This is a genomic window from Bacteroides sp. MSSM.1001136sp1_RTP21357st2_D2_RTP21359_211015, from assembly GCF_040913205.1.
Lineage (GTDB): Bacteria > Bacteroidota > Bacteroidia > Bacteroidales > Bacteroidaceae > Bacteroides > Bacteroides ovatus.
In genome coordinates this window covers 64,085-81,128 of the sequence record NZ_JBDFVF010000031.1, presented here as the reverse complement: position 1 = coordinate 81,128, position 17,044 = coordinate 64,085, and the positions used below count along the sequence as shown (strand labels likewise).

Genomic DNA, 17,044 nt, shown 5'->3' with positions numbered 1-17,044 from the left:
TTCAATACATTATTCACGCATCCTATAGATGGTACTATCTTTTTGTGTCGTGGTCGTGATGCTACGCTTCATAAAGCGGTTTGGAATGAGAAGACACAAATGTGGGATCCGAAGCAGATTGCCAAGATGGGACCAAGCGGCTGGTTCCAATGTGTTACTTTTCATCCAAGTGGAAATTTTGCCTATTTAATAGCACGTGACAAGCAATGTGTGATGAAAGCAGAATATAATTGGGCTGGTAAATATCTGGAAACTCCTATTACTTTTGCTGGAGAGTTCGGATCATATGGTTACAAGGACGCATCCCAGAATTCTGCCCGTTTTGATAATCCAATGCAAGGGTGTTTTGTGTTGAACGAAGAATATGTGGCAGAGCAACGTGCGGATATATATGATTTTTATCTTACTGATGCTGCCAATCATTGTATTCGTAAGATCACTCCTGATGGTATTGTTACAACGTTTGCCGGTCGTGGAAGTTATTCGACAGATCAGATCGTGTCAGGATATATTGACGGTGATCCTCGTGAAACAGCACGTTTCAACTATCCTTTAGGACTTTGTTATGAAGAGTCTACAGGTACTTTCTATGTTGGTGACAACGGTAATCACCGTGTTCGTACCATTGCATTACAGTAAATTGATGATTAACACACAATTCTTATTTTATGAGGAAATTTTTATTTATGATATTATTATTGACAACAGGTTACGTCATTGATATGTATGCCCAGAGTCAGACGATAGAGGTAACCGGTATGGTCAGAGATGCCGAAAAGATACCTTTGGCTGGAGTCAATATTTCGGTAAAGAATGTTGCAGGTTTGGGAGTTATCACCAACATTGATGGTGAGTATAAGATTAAAATAGCTCCTTACAGTACGCTGATCTTTTCTTATATAGGATTTGAAACACAAGAAGTCCTGATAAAGGATAATATGATTAAGATTGATGTCACATTGCGAGAATCTTCTGCTAGTGTGATTGATGAAGTGGTTATCACCGGTACAGGTGCTCAAAAGAAAATAACAATGACAGGTGCAGTTTCTACAGTAGATGTGAATGTGTTGAAGTCATCTCCTACTTCAAGTCTGGCAAATGCATTGGCTGGAAATGTTCCTGGTGTGTTAGCAAGGCAGACTTCCGGTAGACCGGGAGCCAATATGTCAGAATTCTGGATTCGTGGTATCTCTACTTTTGGGGCAGGTTCCGGAGCATTGGTTTTAGTAGATGGATTCGAACGTAGCCTGAATGAAGTCAATGTGGAAGATATTGAGTCATTCTCTGTATTGAAGGATGCTTCAGCTACAGCAATTTATGGTAGTCGTGGTGCAAATGGCGTAGTGTTGATTACTACTAAGAGAGGTAAGGCTGGTAAAATTAATATCAATGCGAAAGTGGAAACTTCTTATAATACACGTACCATGACTCCTGACTTTGTAGATGGTTATACTTACGCTACCATGCTGAACGAATCACGTACAACTCGTTCTCAACAGCCGATGTATTCCCAAGATGAGTTGAGACTGATTCAGACAGGACTGGATCCGGATTTGTATCCGAATGTAGACTGGATGGATGTATTGTTAAGAGACGGTGCAATGACTTATCGTGCTAATCTTGATATAAGTGGCGGTGGTTCTGTGGCACGCTACTTTGTGTCAGCAAGCTATGTTAGCGAGGGAGGTATGTATAAGACAGACGGTAAGTTGAAAGATTATAATACAAATGCCAATTACCAGCGTTGGAACTATCGTATGAATGTAGATTTTGATGTTACAAAGACCACCATGGTGACGGTAGGTGTTTCAGGCTGGCTTTCTACTCAGAATGATCCGGGACTTGGCTCTGATGCATTGTGGAAGTCCGTAATGGGACAAACACCTATTAATATGCCGGTGATTTTTTCGAACGGAAGAATTCCGGCTGCAGGAACAAGTGAACGTACTAATCCATGGGTAATTGCTACACAAACCGGTTATTATGAGGAGTGGCAGAACGTAATTCAAACGAATGCGACTTTGGATCAGAAATTGGATTTTATAACGAAAGGTTTGAAGTTTACCGGACGTTTTGGATTTGATACTTATAACAATAACTATCGTAATCATAAGCAGTGGCCTGAACAATGGCAAGCCGAACGTCAGCGAGATTCTAACGGGGAAATCGTTTTCAAAAAAGTGGCAGAGAAACAGCTGATGTTTCATGAGTCTTCTGCTTCAGGTAACCGTAGGCAGTTTTTGGAGGCTATTTTGCAATATGATCGTCGATTCGGTGATCATTCGGTGGGCGGTACGTTGAAATATACTCAGGATGAATATGTCAACACACAAAGTACAGCCGGCTATGATTGGCTACCTAATAGACACATGGGACTTGCTGGTCGTATTACCTATGGATGGAAATATCGCTATATGGTTGATTTCAACTTTGGTTACAATGGTTCAGAAAATTTTGCCCCAGACAACCAGTTTGGCTTCTTTCCTGCATACTCAGTAGCATGGAATATTGCGGAAGAACCTATTATTAAGAAGAATCTGAAATGGATGAATATGTTTAAGCTTCGTTATTCTTATGGTAAGGTAGGTAGTGACAATATTGGAACTCGTTTCCCTTATCTGGAGCTTTTTGAAAGTAGAAATCCTTATAATTGGGGAGATTACAATACTCCTAATGTGGATAATGGACAGATTTATAAGCAGATATCTTCTTCTGGTGTGACATGGGAGATTGCTACTAAGCATGATATAGGTGTTGACTTCTCGTTATGGGATGACAGGTTTACTGGTACTGTAGATTATTTTCATGAAACACGTGATGGAATCTTTATGCAGCGTCAAAGTTTGCCAGGAACTTTAGGTTTGAGTTATCTTACACCTAGTGCGAATGTAGGTAAGGTACGTTCTACCGGTTTTGATGGAAATGTGGCTTTCAAACAGGATATAGGCAATGTCAGTCTGACTGTACGCGGTAATTTCACTTATAGTAATAATAAGATTCTGGCTGCTGACGAGGCAAATAGCGCATATCCTTATATACGTGATACAGGGTATCGTGTCAATCAAGCGAAAGGTCTGATAGCTCTTGGCTTATTTAAGGATTATGATGATATACGTAACAGTCCTCAACAAACAGAATGGGGAACAGTAATGCCTGGTGATATTAAATATAAAGATGTGAACAGTGATGGCGTGATTAATGATAGTGATAGGGTACCTATTGGTTCTACAACCCGTCCGAATTTGATTTACGGCTTTGGTATGTCTGCTACATGGAAAGGGTTCGATGTGAATCTACATTTCCAAGGTGCTGGTAAATCCTCTTTCTTTATTGATGGTTTTGGAGTCAGACCATTTAGTGGTGGTGACTGGGGTAACATTCTTACGGATGTAGTAGGAAACTACTGGAGTCTTGGCACGAATGAGAATCCTGATGCCAAATATCCTCGTTTGACCTGGCAGAATAACAGTAACAATAACCGTGAATCGACATATTGGTTGCGTGATGGTTCATATCTGCGCCTGAAAACGGTAGAGGTGGGTTATACACTTCCAAAGAACATCAGTCGTGCAATCTTGATGAATAATGTACGCATCTTCTTTATCGGGACAAATCTGTTAACATTCTCTAAGTTCAAATTATGGGATCCTGAAATGGGGAGCTCTAACGGGCAGCAGTATCCATTGTCTAAAATGCTCACTTTAGGTTTAACTGTTAATATATAATACGAAATATGAAAAAGAAACATATATTGTTTTCCACCATTATCAGTATGGGAATGATGGTTTCCTCTTGTTCAGATTATTTGAGCGTGGAGGGGAAATTGGGAGAAAATACCCAGAGTTTGGAAAATATATTCGAAAATAAAGAATGGTCGGAACAATGGTTGGCGACTGCATACGCTTGGCTGACATGGAGTAACATCGATATTGGTTCGAAAGATAACTGTATTACTAACTTTTCTGACGATATGTGTTATAGCGACCGTAATCTTGAATATCGTGTATTCAAATATTGTGAATATGATGAGAATTGGAAACAAGACTCCTGGGCACAAGCTTATGATGGTATCCGTCATGCCTCGATTTTTATTCATAATATTGACAGAAATAAAGAAATGACTCCGGATGAAATTGTTGATTATAAGGCACAGGCTCGTTTTGTACGCGCTTATTTCTACTGGAAGTTGTTGCAAAAGTACGGGCCTATACCAATTATACCTAATGATGGTGTGATGGACTATAATGCTGCTTATGAGGATCTTTATATCCCACGTAGCACGTATGACGATTGTGTCAACTACATTGCAGAGGAAATGAAGCTTGCAGCGAAAGACTTACCATTGAAACGTGATACACGTAATATGGCACGTCCTACTCGCGGAGCAGCTTTGGCAACTCGCGCAAAAGCATTGCTTTATGCTGCCAGCCCTCTCAATAATCCGCGTCCAACCGATACTGAACGTTTTACGGATTTGGTGGATGATGAAGGACGCTATCTGATGGCTCAAGAATACAATGAAGAAAAGTGGGCAAAGGCAGCAGCGGCTGCTCGTGATGTGGTAGAACTTGGTCGTAAGGGTGTGTATGAGCTACATACAGTTTCAGCTCACTCTACTGGTACAATTGATAATCCGGCAACGATTGCTCCTCCTACGCATGCGGTATATTCTCATGCGGATTTTCCTGCAGGATGGCGGAATATTGACCCGTTACAATCCTACGAGACACTTTTTAATGGGGTGATTTTTCCTTCGGAAAACAAAGAGATGATTTTTACAACCGGACAGAACAACGGAGATATCAATACGATGATTCAGCATCAGATGCCAATTGCATTCGGAGGTTATAATTGTCATGCTATGACAGGTAAGCAATGTGACGCCTACCAGATGAATACCGGAAAACCCTTTGATAAGACGAAAGACTGGACGGGGGATGAAAATTATGTGAGTGCCGAGGAAGCAGCGAGTGGTGATTGGGCGCCATTGGTGGAAGGTGTAAACAAACAATATGGACATCGTGAACCACGTTTTTATGCTACGGTAGCATACAATGGTTGTTTATGGAATGGTACTAATGCTGTACAGTCGTATGACCGGAATCTAATCATATGGTATTACCGTGGTGAAGAGAGTGGCTGGAGTAACTCAGGCGATCGTTGGTTGGCTACCGGCATTGGGATCAGGAAATTTGTTAGTTCTCGTGACAACTTTAAGACAGAGGGAGGGGTTATCTCAAAGCCTGTGATTGGTATTCGTTATGCTGATGTGCTGTTATGGTATGCCGAGGCATTAAATGAATTAGGTGCGAGTACTTATCAGATTCCTTCATGGGATGGAACTCAGTCTTATGATATTTCACGTGATAAGAATGAAATGAGTTATGCTATTTCTAGAGTTCGTATTCGTGGAGGAGTTCCCGATTTTGGATCAGATGTTTATGAGAATGCTGATGAGTTCCGCAAGCATTTGAAGCATGAGCGACAGATTGAGTTATTTGCAGAAAATAGCCGTTACTTTGATTTGCGCCGTTGGAAGGATGCCGAATATGAGGAGTCGCAGCAGATGTATGGTTGCAATGCATATATGAGTAAAAAAGAAAGAGACTTATTTCATACTCAAGTGATCAATTCGAACTTGCCGACTACTTTTAGTCGCAAAATGTATTTCTGGCCGATTTCTCATGACCAGTTGAGAAGAAACTTGCGTCTGACTCAGAATCCAGGATGGACATATTATGATTAACCTTATTAAATAGAAAAATATGAAAAATTATATCGTATATTTTATATTGTTATTAACGCTTGTTCTGACTGGTGCATGTAACAATGAATGGGTGGAAGAAGTGTATGTGCAAAATGTCGGATTGAAAGCTCCTGTCAATAGTAAGGGAGTGACTGATGTATATTTGCGTTACCGAGCGAACGGTGAAGTGACTTATCGGCTGCCAGTGATTGTGGGTGGCTCTACTATGAATGAAAGAGATCTGGATGTTGCTATTGATGTGGATCCGGATACATTGATTGGTTTGAATGAAGCTCGCTGGAAACAACGTGAAGATTTGTATTTCCAATTGTTAGATAAGAAACACTATGAGTTTGCCTCTCCTACTTGTCATATTCCGGCTGGTGAATGTCAAGGTTTGTTTGATATTAAATTCAAATTTAACGGACTGGATCTTGTTGATAAATGGGTACTTCCATTGACTATTTTAGATGGTGACTCGTATGATGCGAATCCACGTAAGAATTATCGTAAAGCACTTCTCCGTGTAATGCCGTTTAATGATTATTCGGGCTCTTATGGGGCCAATAATATGTTTGTATATATGATGGATAATACGAGTGCTATGGTTTCAAGTACACGTACTTTGCATGTAGTCAGTGAGAACCAATGTTTTTTCTATGCAGGAATCATTAGTGAAGAATTGAAGGATAGAGATAAATACAAGATCGTGTTGACCTTTAATGAAGATGGAACGTTGACAGCTGAACCTGCTGATCCGACTAATGCTATGAACTTCCAGCTCATAGGAGATGCACCTACTTATACGACTAGTATGTCTTTGGATGAAGTAACTCCTTATTTGGAGCATCATTTCACGACGATTTATATGTCATATACGTATGATGATGTGACAACGTATGAAGATAAAGATATCGTTGTACCTTGTCGCGCTGAAGGTAGTATGTTGATGGAACGAAAAGTTAATAGCTTGATTCCTGATACAGACCAAGCTATTCAGTGGTAAAAATGGAGGTGTGCTACAAGAGTAAGAACTTGTTGGCTGATATCTATTGATACAAAATACTGTGAGATGATATTCCGTAGAATAAAGCGGAAAGTCAGTTTATAAATAGAGAGAAGGTTATCTTATTATATATAAGGTAGCTTTCTCTTTGTTTTTCTCAGCAGAAATTCAGTTGGTTCTTGACAAATGCTTTTAATGTTGTATCTTTCTTAATAAATAACAGATAAAAGAATTATTGCTGCCCGCTAAAGTTTTTTCTGACGTCATAAAATAAGGATTGATTCCATTTGAAGGAGTCAGCCCATTTTGGTTACCTTTGAGTTACCACACTTAAAGTTTAGCCATGGGTAAAAGTACATATTTTATCGGACAGCCTCTCTATAACCAGGAAATAAAATTGCCAGATAAGTCAAGAATACTTCACATCAGCCGTAATAATGGTGGTGAAAGGTATACCAGATGCTTTGACGGGTGGGGTCATCTTGTCGTCATGCTCTATGCGTGATAATGCGTTTCGACTCCTTAGGTGAGATAACAGCATCTTTGTTTGCCTAAGCGTGTAAGCTCAATCATCTTGGCATCACATTCAAAATCGGCAAAAGTACGCTTGCCGATGTCAATAAGCGTCGTCTGGAGGTTATATTTGAGAGTATATATCGCCAGTTATATGGCACTTATCGGCATGTGTTTTCTTCGGACAGCCGGAATCGCAAGCCCCCAACATGTATGAAACGGTTGCAAATAGTCGACTCCACAACCATAACCTTGTTTTCCAACCAGCTATTTAAAGGTGTTGGACGACATCCCAAGAGCGGCAAGAAAAAGAGAGGTATAAAGGTGCATACGGTTATTTATGTCAATGAGGGGGGATCTGACATAAAGTTCACATCAGCAGCCACAAACGATTCATTCATGCTCAAGCCCTCCACGCTGAACAAGGGAAACATCATGGCTATGGACCGGGCGTATATTGACTATGAGAAGTTTGAGCAGCTCACGCAAAGAGGGGTGATCTACGTAACCGAGATGAAGAAGTCTCTGAAGTTCTCCATTCAAAAGGACTGTATGTGGCAAAACCATGACGGTCTTATGGAAGTGAGAATACAGTATGTGACCTTCACCAAGCAAATAAGAAGAGAGACTATTACGCACCACGCACGCATAATAACCTATGCGGATGAACGCAAGTATCGTCTTATATCCCTACTGACCAACAATATGGATGATGGCCCTGCCGAAATAATAGCCATATACCGTCAGCTTTGGGAGATTGGGTTGCTATCCAAGCAGATGAAGCAGAATTTTCCGTTGAAGTATTTCTACAGAGAAAGCGTAAACGCAATCAAGATTCAAATCTGGGTCACACTCATTGCCAACCTGCTTCTGATGGTCATGCAGCGGGGACTTGCACGCTTATGGAGTTTTTCTGGTCTGACCACGATGGTTAGGATTAACCTGATGTATTATGTGGACTTCTACAGCTTGTTCAATCACCCGGAAAAAGACTGGGAAAGCATACTCAAAACTACCACTGGTGAACCTCTCCAACCATCACTTTTTGATTGATAGGGCTTGGATATGGCTAAAACAAGACTCGACCGCTGACTATCAGCTGCTGATCCATCTGTTTTTGCTATATCTGAGTTTGATCGGACAGCAATAATTTGTTATAAATGAACATTTATGAAAGTAGATATCTGCCCGGTTAGTATATAAATATATCCAATCATTTACTAATCGGGCAGTCTGTTTTTATGCTAATTTTTCCTTTTATTAGTTCCTAAAAAGAACACGGAACGTTTTAAATTCTAAAGAATCTGGCTGTTACCGAACTTTTTATATTTTTGCGCTGTTTTGAGTTAAAATTTAGACAATGTAAAGGTAAAAAGAAATGGCATCTATAAAGTTATTACTTAATAAGCAGAGAATGCTTAATGATGGTAGATTTCCTTTAGTATTTCAAATAATTCATCGGAGACGGAAAGTACTTCACTATACAAAATATCGTGTATTTCAGCAAGAGTTTAATAATGAATCGAAGTAGGTTGAATATTGTGGGTATTCTGTCTATTCAATAAAAGAAATAAGAGAAATCAATCGTGAGCTAAAGAGTGAATATAAGAAGCTGAAAAACAGGATTGTGGAGTTGGAAAAGAGAGGTGAATTGTATTCTGTTGATGATATTATAGAATCAGAAAAGAAGAGAAGTCGCTACTCTTACAATCTTCTTCAGTATATAAATATGCAGATCGCATATAAAAAAGCGATAGGGAAAGACGGTATTGCGGCAGCTTATCATAGTACAGGTGTTTCTTTGAAGAAATATCTGAATATGGTTTCGGTGCGTAAAGCGGATATCGGAATGGAAAAGGTGGATTGCCGGTTTGTTGCCGGATATGAAGATTGTTTGTATGCGCAAGGGTTAGCAAGGAATACAATCAACTACTACTTGCGCAATTTCCGGACTATCTATAATTCTGCCATACGGCAGGGATACAAACCTAAAAATGAGAATCCTTTCGCTTATATTCAGACTAAACCTTGTAAGACCATAAAGCGTGCTATTAATAAAGATGATATGAAGGAATTATCTTCGGTATCTCTGCCCGTTTATTCGGGGATGGATATTGCACGCGATTTGTATTTGTTTGGCTTTTATGCTCAAGGAATGGCTTTTGTCGATATTGTGTTTTTGAAAAAGAAGAATATACACGATGGTATATTAAGCTATCAGCGGCATAAATCCAATCAGTTGATTCACGTTGTGATTACTCCTCAAATGCAGGTACTGATTGATAAATATGCGAATGACAGTGAATATGTATTCCCTGTGATAACCCCCTCTTCGTCTACGACTGTGTACGATCAATATCGTCTGGCTTTAGGAAGAATGAACCGGCATCTGAAAAAGATAGCTTCCCGGTTGCATATGAATGTTCGACTGACAACTTATGTGGCGAAACATCATACAATCTCTATCTAATTGAAAATTAAACAGTTATTTCTGTTTAATTAATGTCAGGTAACGATTTAGAAACGAGCGAATTACAATATTCTGTTTTCTTTTGCCTCTGTCAAAGAACGATTCTTTCAATGCAAATATACACTTTACTTGTGACAAAAGCAATCTTTTTCTACATTTAATCGACTTACAGTCAGCCTTAAAGAGGGTATCTGGTCTCATTCCATCTTCTTCCTCAAAAATAACATAGCAGTCTAAATTGGTTTATGTATGGGATAGGTCTTGTTCATTCGATCCGGTAGACTACTATACATAAAAGTATAAAGGCGAGATACGACAAGGAGATGCCATGCTTTTGTGTAAGGGGAATCTCTCTTAGCTTATCGCAGACCATGTATAGCTAAGTGTTTTGAGAATAAACAGTCTGTAAAAAACGGAAAGACACCGATTATGGGCCGTATCACCATCAATGGAACCCAAGCCGGTTTCAGTTGTAAGAAAGAAGTGTCCCTCGCTTTGTGGGACGTCAAAACCAACCGGGCCAAAGGCAAGTCCGAGGAGGCCCGTACACTCAATCAGGAGCTTGACAATATCAAGGCGCAAATCACCAGGCACTACCAGTACATCTGCGACCACGACAGTTTTGTTACAGCCAAGAAAGTCTATAACCGCTATGTCGGCTTCTCAGAGGAATGCCACACCCTTATGAACCTTTTCAGGGAACAGCTGGAACCGTATAAAAAGAAAATCGGCATAGAGAAAGCCGAAAGCACCTACTGCGGTCTGGTTGCCGATTACAAGAGTCTCCTGCTTTTCATGAAAAGCAAGAAGAATGCAGAGGATATTGTCATCGAAGAACTTGAGAAATCATTCATCGAGGATTACTACAACTGGATGCTCGGTACATGCGCTTTGGCAAACTCCACTGTCTTCGGGCGTGTCAATACCTTGAAGTGGCTGATGTATATCGCGCAGGAAAAAGGCTGGATACGGGTTCATCCGTTCGCATCATTCGAGTGTATGCCCGAATACAAGAGGCGTTCTTTCCTTTCCGAAGAGGAACTGCAAAGGATAATCCATATAGAACCGAGATACAAACGCCAGCGTGCCATGCGCGACATGTTCCTGTTCATGTGCTTCACCGGTCTTTCCTATGTGGACTTGAAAGCCATAACATACGATAATATCCATACCGACTCCGACGGCGGTACATGGCTGATGGGCAACCGTATAAAAACGGGAGTGGCGTATGTCGTAAAATTATTGCCCATTGCTATCGAACTGATTGAAAAATATAGGGGTACGGATGAAAAGAAAGACTCCCCGAATGTGTCTTTCCGGTAGGTGAATACAATGCCATGCGGCTCAGTCTTGGAATCATAGGCAGGAAATGCAACTCCGGGGCGAGGTCACCCCGCACATCGGACGCCACGCATTTGCCGTTCTGGCCATACTCAAGGGGATGCTGCTGGAAACTCTTCAGAAAGTGTTTGGGCATAAGTCCATCACATACGTCCTGCGCATCCATTCACTTGTCCGGCGCAGGCGGGGCAATCTTTTTCTGGAAGTCGCCCATCTGTACGACCAGCGTGCTGACCAGCTTTCTCAACTCCTAATACGCGCTTGTTTCAATAATTGTCAGTTCCATACTAAAATTCTTTTTAAGATTCTGAATATGCGACAAAGTAACGCACATCCTATATCCTTTCCAAACAGATAATATCAGAGTCTTCCGTTGGCGTGCATTGGCGTATCCAACGTTAAAAGAGAAGGTCCTTCACCTGCATCCATGCGGCAACGGAACTTCCATTCCCTTACTTGTTTTCCATAAATTTATAGGATTAATTTCTGGTGCATGATATTAATAGTCATTATTCTGTCTGCTTTTTTTGCTTGCATAATTGCAGCTAACAGTTATCTATTCCAGAACGCATTGTTATGGAAAATGGCAAGCTGTTTTGTTGGTTTATGGATATTGTGTATGATAATTACCGTCTTCGTTTGTCGTAAACTTGAATGCTCTAATTAAAACAGTACGGTTGTCATGCTTTGTGTGTTTTATTATAAATATTATGAATTATTTGGAATTGATATGTAATATAGATAATTTTGCAGTCGGGAAATGGTTTCGGGAGGTTTACGCCTTCCGAATGAAAAGGGAACCCGGTGAAAATCCGGGACAGTACCCGCTGCTGTGAGTCCACAAAAACGGACATCGAACTTTTGCCACTGGTGTAATACCGGGAAGGCACGATGACCGGGACGAGTCAGAAGACCTGCCATGACCGGAATGAGATTTACACCTGCGGGATATACGGGTCGTAATCAAATAAGGAATAGCTCATCGGCCATTCAATATTTGAAGACAGACATATTCCCGTTCGTGTAAGTCCGCACGAACGGGAATTTTTTGTGTTTGTTAATAATATGTTTTACATTAAAATGAGTGACCTATGAAAAGAAAATTACGCTTTCTGGCAGGTGCCTGTCTATTTACCGCAACCGCCTTGTTCTCTGGCTGTAGCTCGGACGATGACTTTTTGATGGACCCGGTTGATTCCGGAACTTCGCAAACCCGTGCTGTGACAAATTCGGACGGTACTTTAACTATCACTTTCGATGATTTCGATCCCGGCATGTTAGCAGGACCTACCTCGGCCGGAGAAAATCTTTATTCGTACCAAGGGTATCCTCAAGTAACCACCATTTACGACAATACTCCGGAAGAATATCTCTTCCTTTCAATGTTTAATACTGTAGGTGGAAGCACAGAGTATTCCAGCGGCGGCATCGCACTTTCCAACTGGAACATCCGCTCCAATCAGTCGGGAAATACCGGAGACTGGTGGTATTCTTATCTAAACCAATGTTCTGTCTATAACACTGCGGTGGAAGCGGAAGGACAGAATAAGGAAGCCGGGCACAGCGGTTCCAATTTCGGTGTCGTTTACGGATATGTGGATGCTTACAATCAGGCATGGATGGCTAAACCAGAATTTTATTTCAATGTTCCCCGGAAATTGGTCGGCCTGTGGATCTGCAACACCTCATACACTTATGGTGTCATTACTTATGGTAATCAGTTCGGTTCTACGGGGGTAGCGACTCCTCTGAAAGAGATGAAAGGGTATTTCCAAGTGAATCTGGAATGTTATGATGCGAATGGCGGTCTGATCCGCACTTACAAACGTCTTTTAGCCGATTATCGTAACGGCCAACAACAGGTTGATCCTATCACGACATGGGATTATTGGGAAATCAATGCCGAAGGGGTGCAAAGTGTGAAATTCAACTTCGAGGGTTCGGATTCGGGAGCATACGGTTTGAATACTCCGGCTTATATCTGTATTGATGATATCACCATACAATAAAAAGAATACAAGGATATCCCTTCTGTCGGGGGTATCCCTGTTATTTTTCTAAAATCCACACATCATGCATCGTTTTCACTATTTTATTATTTCTGCCTGTATGCTGTTCACCTCCTGCAACAAGGATGAAGTCATTACCGAAGAAGTAGGAGGACAACCTATAATAGAACTTGACAGCGAGACCGGTATTTACACTGTCAAGGTCGATCACGAATTGACTATCGCCCCGACATACCAGAATGTTGAAGATGCTCTTTTTGCTTGGACGATAGACGGTACGCTGGTTTCTTCGGGTCCGTCTCTTCAACGTACATGGAATGAATGCGGGGATTTTTATGTCAAACTAAGAGTAGACAATGCGGAAGGCTATGCCGAAGAGGAACTGAAAGTAGAAGTGAAAGAACTCACCCCTCCGGTCATCTCACTGGCACTACCTTCGCAGGGGCTAAAAGTCGTCCGGAATACCGATTACACATTTACTCCCGATATTCAGCATTCGGATGTCGAAGGGTTCAAAATCGAATGGGTACGGGAAGGAAAAATCGTTTCCACCGAGAATACTTATACTTTCAATGAAAAAGAACTCGGTGTTTATACGGTGACAATCAACGCTTCCAATATAGATGGGACAACAACGAAAGACGTAAGCGTAGAGGTCGTGGAAACGATGCCCTACGTTGTCAAATTCCCGACCCCGTCTTACCTGCAAACATCCACGGACAGGTACACTTTTGCCGACCGTCCTGTTTTCCTGCGTCCGTTGTTGGAGTATTTCGACAATCCCCGTTTTGAGTGGAGTGTGGACGGTCAGGTCATGGAAGGAGAAGTGGAACGCATGTTCAAGTTCACGCCGTCCGCACCCGGAGAATACACCGTCTCCTGTACTGTGTCGGAAGACACACCGACGGAAAAAATAAGCAGGAATATCGACAAAGGGAAAACGGCTGTCACTGCCACCGTAAAAGTCGTTTGTGTGGACAAAAAGGAACAAGACGGCTTCCGGGCTTCGGGAAGTTCCAAGCTCTGGAATAAAGTCTATGAATATACCCCAGCTCCCGGCCAATTTATCAACGAGACGAGCACGATAGGCGGTATGACCGGCAACGAAACATCCCCTGAAGCGGCTGTCGCATGGGCAACACAGCGTTTGAAAGACAAACTGCACGTCTCTTTAGGTTCTTTCGGGGGTTATATCATCGTCGGCTTCGACCACAGTATTCCCAATTCGGGTAACCAATATGATTTCTGTGTTCAGGGGAACGCCTTTGACGGCAGTTCCGAACCGGGTATCGTATGGGTCATGCAAGATATAAACGGAAACGGATTGCCGGATGACGAGTGGTACGAACTGAAAGGATCTGAAGCAGGCAAGGAAGAAACAATACAGAATTTTGAAGTGACCTATTACCGTCCGGAAGGCAAAAAAATGGATGTCCAATGGATCAGTTCCGACGGTAGAAACGGCTGGGTAGACTATCTGTCCGCTTATCATACACAAGACTATTATTATCCGGCTTGGATTTCGGAAAACAGTTATACCCTGACAGGCACTTGTCTGGCCGCCCGCAACACCCAAGATTCTCAAACCGGTTATTGGGATAATCAGAGTTATGACTGGGGGTACGTGGATAATTTCGGAAACGACCAGATAGAAGGCGGCAGTACGGTGGATGGAAGCGGACAAAGGAACGGTTTCAAAATTTCCAATGCCATCCATGCCGATGGAACGGAAGCCAATCTGCAATATATTGACTTTATCAAAATACAATGCGGTGTTCTGGCCAAAAGCGGCTGGCTGGGCGAAGTTTCTACGGAGGTATTTTCTTTTGAGGATCTAACCAAATAATAAAAATTACAAGTATGAAAATTTATTTTCTTCCCATGCTCCTATCCTTGTTCTTTTTGGGAGCGTGTGACAAAAACGATGAAATTATACCTGAAGATGCAGATGAAAATTTCATCACATCGGTCGTGATGACCGTGGACGGGAAATCGTACACGGCCGACATTACGGACAATACAGTAACAATAACCGTTCCCTATACGGTATCGCTGAACAACGCCGAAGTGGAATTCAAGTACACAACTTCTGCAACAATCATACCTGATCCTGAAACGGTAACGGACTGGGATAACGAACGAACCTTCCGGGTGACATCCTATAACGGAGATGCCCGCGAATATACCTATAAGGTCGTGAAAAGCGAGATAGAATCTGACGGAGATGTGGAGTTGAAGACCACCGAGGAGGTAGCTTCTTTTGCCGCAACCAAAACAACCGTTGTCAAAGGGAACCTGATTATCGGCTCTGATGCGGAAGAGGCAGAAAAAATCACTGACATATCTGCATTGGCATCTTTGAAAGAGGTTACTGGCAACATTGTCATTCGTAACAGTTACAACGGTGCAGACTTGACAGGGTTGGATAATATCGTTTCTGCCGGAGGTTTACAGGTAGGTTCGACCGATGTCGCCTCGAAAGCTACGGAACTTCACATGATTTCCATGAAAGCATTGGAAACGCTCTCCGGAGACATATCGGTATATAACGACCAAGTGACGTATGTCCTATTCGAGAAACTGGCAACTATTGAAGGAAGCGTGATGTTCAATGCGTCGTCGTTACAGAGTTTTGAGTTTCCGGTTCTGACTACTGTAGGTCAGGATCTGAATCTTCAAGGACTCAATGAAGAGAACACAGCAGCCGGTTCGATTGCGTCTTTGGAAATACCGGAACTGACAAGTGTCGGAGGGGTCTTGTCCGTAAACAATCTTGCCAAGCTGACTTCCATGAGCTTCCTTAAGCTGAAAGAGACCGGTGGCCTTGATTTCCATACCGTCCCCGTGATGTTGGAAACCATCAACCTTCCGGAAATCGAAACAGTAAACGGAAGTATTATTATGGAAGCCAATATGGAAGCTCCTCCTACCGGTAGTTTTGTTCCCCAACGAAATGACGTGCTTCAGGCTTTCGGTGGAATGGACAAACTGACAACGATAAAGGGACAGATAAAGATAAAGAATTTCACGGCACTCAAACAACTTCCCGACTGGAGCAAGATCACCACACTTGGAAGCATCACGCTGGATTATCTTGAAGATGTGAGCGGAACACTGCTGTTGCCGAACGCCCGATTTGAAACCTTCGGAGAAACAGCGCCCCAGATTGAAATTATAAACAAGGTGCAGCTCTCCAAAATTGAAACAGCCGAAGATTTGTCAAATGTAAATTTTGTCATCACCAGTCTCACGAATAATAAGTTCCCTGAAATCACGTTCAAGAATATCAAAGACTTCACTTGTAAGCCAACCACCAACAATACCGATTATACCATATCGACAATTCAACATGTATATGGAAATCTAAATGTGACAGGCCAAATGCGAAGCAATGCCAAATTTCCCGACTTGGAAATCATAGATGGATATGGATATATCCAAATCCCCATGTTTGCTTCAATCACAATGCCAGTCTTGAAAGAAGTGGGAGGACAGTTCTATTTATCTGGAAATTTTACCAGTTGTAACTTGCCCTTACTATCCAAAGTTTGTTGTTCAGCTTCTCCTGTATATTATAAAGAGGGAGAGGGTTCGTTAGCAATATCTTTACAAAGTAAATCGCTGGATATTCCGGAATTGCTTCACGTAGGAGGTGAAGGGTTGTTCGTTAATAAAGCAACAGGCATTACTTGTGATAAATTACAGACTATAGATGGTACGCTACAGATAAAAAGTGCGACTTCTCTTTCTCAGGAAACACTTTCCATGGAGAAGTTGGAGACCTTGCATGGGGTTGTTTTTGACGGTTTGACGAAATTTACCGACTACACTTTCTTCGGCAAGTTTATAGAAAACGGAATGATTACGGGGGAAAGTTGGAGCGTGACGAAATGTGGGTATAACCCAACCTTCCAAAATATGAAGGACAAACAATATACGCAGCAGGATTAAACCTTATA

The 17,044-nt window shown here is 41.8% G+C and carries 12 protein-coding genes, 1 pseudogene and 1 riboswitch; all 13 genes and pseudogenes read left to right on the top strand.

The window, feature by feature from the left end; genetic code table 11:
* A pseudogene (locus tag AB5217_RS18720) lies at positions 1–639 on the top strand (DNA-binding protein); the annotation flags it as partial.
* A 29-nt stretch (positions 640–668) separates the two neighbouring features.
* Positions 669–3,725 carry a SusC/RagA family TonB-linked outer membrane protein gene (locus AB5217_RS18715; RefSeq protein ID WP_032845103.1) on the top strand — a complete coding sequence of 1,019 codons (3,057 nt, stop codon included), beginning with the start codon at positions 669–671 and terminating at the stop codon, positions 3,723–3,725.
* 8 nt (positions 3,726–3,733) lie between these two features.
* Positions 3,734–5,746: a RagB/SusD family nutrient uptake outer membrane protein gene (locus AB5217_RS18710; protein ID WP_032854301.1), complete on the top strand. Its 2,013-nt coding sequence runs from the start codon at positions 3,734–3,736 to the stop codon at positions 5,744–5,746.
* 19 nt (positions 5,747–5,765) lie between these two features.
* On the top strand, positions 5,766–6,752 hold the full coding sequence (locus tag AB5217_RS18705; RefSeq protein WP_032845105.1) for a DUF4973 domain-containing protein: 987 nt from the start codon (positions 5,766–5,768) through the stop codon (positions 6,750–6,752).
* A gap of 343 nt (positions 6,753–7,095) precedes the next feature.
* Positions 7,096–7,257 carry a DUF4372 domain-containing protein gene (locus tag AB5217_RS24975; protein ID WP_371260297.1) on the top strand — a complete coding sequence of 54 codons (162 nt, stop codon included), beginning with the start codon at positions 7,096–7,098 and terminating at the stop codon, positions 7,255–7,257.
* Positions 7,258–7,331: 74 nt separating this feature from the next.
* A complete protein-coding gene (locus AB5217_RS18700; protein ID WP_371260299.1) occupies positions 7,332–8,318 on the top strand; it encodes an IS4 family transposase in 987 nt (328 codons plus the stop codon).
* Positions 8,319–8,643: 325 nt separating this feature from the next.
* Positions 8,644–8,796, top strand: a complete 153-nt coding sequence (locus AB5217_RS18695; RefSeq protein WP_309559739.1) for a hypothetical protein — start codon at positions 8,644–8,646, stop codon at positions 8,794–8,796.
* 96 nt (positions 8,797–8,892) lie between these two features.
* A complete protein-coding gene (locus tag AB5217_RS18690; RefSeq protein ID WP_230595574.1) occupies positions 8,893–9,735 on the top strand; it encodes a tyrosine-type recombinase/integrase in 843 nt (280 codons plus the stop codon).
* Between the two features lie 429 nt (positions 9,736–10,164).
* Positions 10,165–11,058, top strand: coding sequence for a phage integrase SAM-like domain-containing protein (locus tag AB5217_RS18685; RefSeq protein WP_004289225.1), 894 nt, complete (start codon positions 10,165–10,167; stop codon positions 11,056–11,058).
* Positions 11,059–11,104: 46 nt separating this feature from the next.
* Positions 11,105–11,434 (top strand): hypothetical protein, encoded by a 330-nt coding sequence (locus AB5217_RS18680; RefSeq protein ID WP_004289226.1) that lies wholly within the window; start codon positions 11,105–11,107, stop codon positions 11,432–11,434.
* Between the two features lie 386 nt (positions 11,435–11,820).
* Positions 11,821–12,013, top strand: a riboswitch (cobalamin riboswitch).
* Between the two features lie 154 nt (positions 12,014–12,167).
* Positions 12,168–13,085 carry a DUF4465 domain-containing protein gene (locus tag AB5217_RS18675; protein WP_004289228.1) on the top strand — a complete coding sequence of 306 codons (918 nt, stop codon included), beginning with the start codon at positions 12,168–12,170 and terminating at the stop codon, positions 13,083–13,085.
* Positions 13,086–13,149: 64 nt separating this feature from the next.
* Positions 13,150–14,931, top strand: a complete 1,782-nt coding sequence (locus AB5217_RS18670) for a PKD-like domain-containing protein (RefSeq protein ID WP_004293827.1) — start codon at positions 13,150–13,152, stop codon at positions 14,929–14,931.
* A 14-nt stretch (positions 14,932–14,945) separates the two neighbouring features.
* On the top strand, positions 14,946–17,036 hold the full coding sequence (locus AB5217_RS18665; protein WP_004311297.1) for a lipoprotein: 2,091 nt from the start codon (positions 14,946–14,948) through the stop codon (positions 17,034–17,036).
* Positions 17,037–17,044 lie beyond the last annotated feature (8 nt).

Bases quoted from the DNA above. Each gene is read 5' to 3' on its own strand.
- AB5217_RS18715 (WP_032845103.1), top strand. From the start codon at position 669: ATGAGGAAATTTTTATTTATGATATTATTATTGACAACAGGTTACGTC.
- AB5217_RS18710 (WP_032854301.1), top strand. From the start codon at position 3,734: ATGAAAAAGAAACATATATTGTTTTCCACCATTATCAGTATGGGAATG.
- AB5217_RS18705 (WP_032845105.1), top strand. From the start codon at position 5,766: ATGAAAAATTATATCGTATATTTTATATTGTTATTAACGCTTGTTCTG.
- AB5217_RS24975 (WP_371260297.1), top strand. From the start codon at position 7,096: ATGGGTAAAAGTACATATTTTATCGGACAGCCTCTCTATAACCAGGAA.
- AB5217_RS18695 (WP_309559739.1), top strand. From the start codon at position 8,644: ATGGCATCTATAAAGTTATTACTTAATAAGCAGAGAATGCTTAATGAT.
- AB5217_RS18685 (WP_004289225.1), top strand. From the start codon at position 10,165: ATGGGCCGTATCACCATCAATGGAACCCAAGCCGGTTTCAGTTGTAAG.
- AB5217_RS18680 (WP_004289226.1), top strand. From the start codon at position 11,105: ATGCAACTCCGGGGCGAGGTCACCCCGCACATCGGACGCCACGCATTT.
- AB5217_RS18675 (WP_004289228.1), top strand. From the start codon at position 12,168: ATGAAAAGAAAATTACGCTTTCTGGCAGGTGCCTGTCTATTTACCGCA.
- AB5217_RS18670 (WP_004293827.1), top strand. From the start codon at position 13,150: ATGCATCGTTTTCACTATTTTATTATTTCTGCCTGTATGCTGTTCACC.
- AB5217_RS18665 (WP_004311297.1), top strand. From the start codon at position 14,946: ATGAAAATTTATTTTCTTCCCATGCTCCTATCCTTGTTCTTTTTGGGA.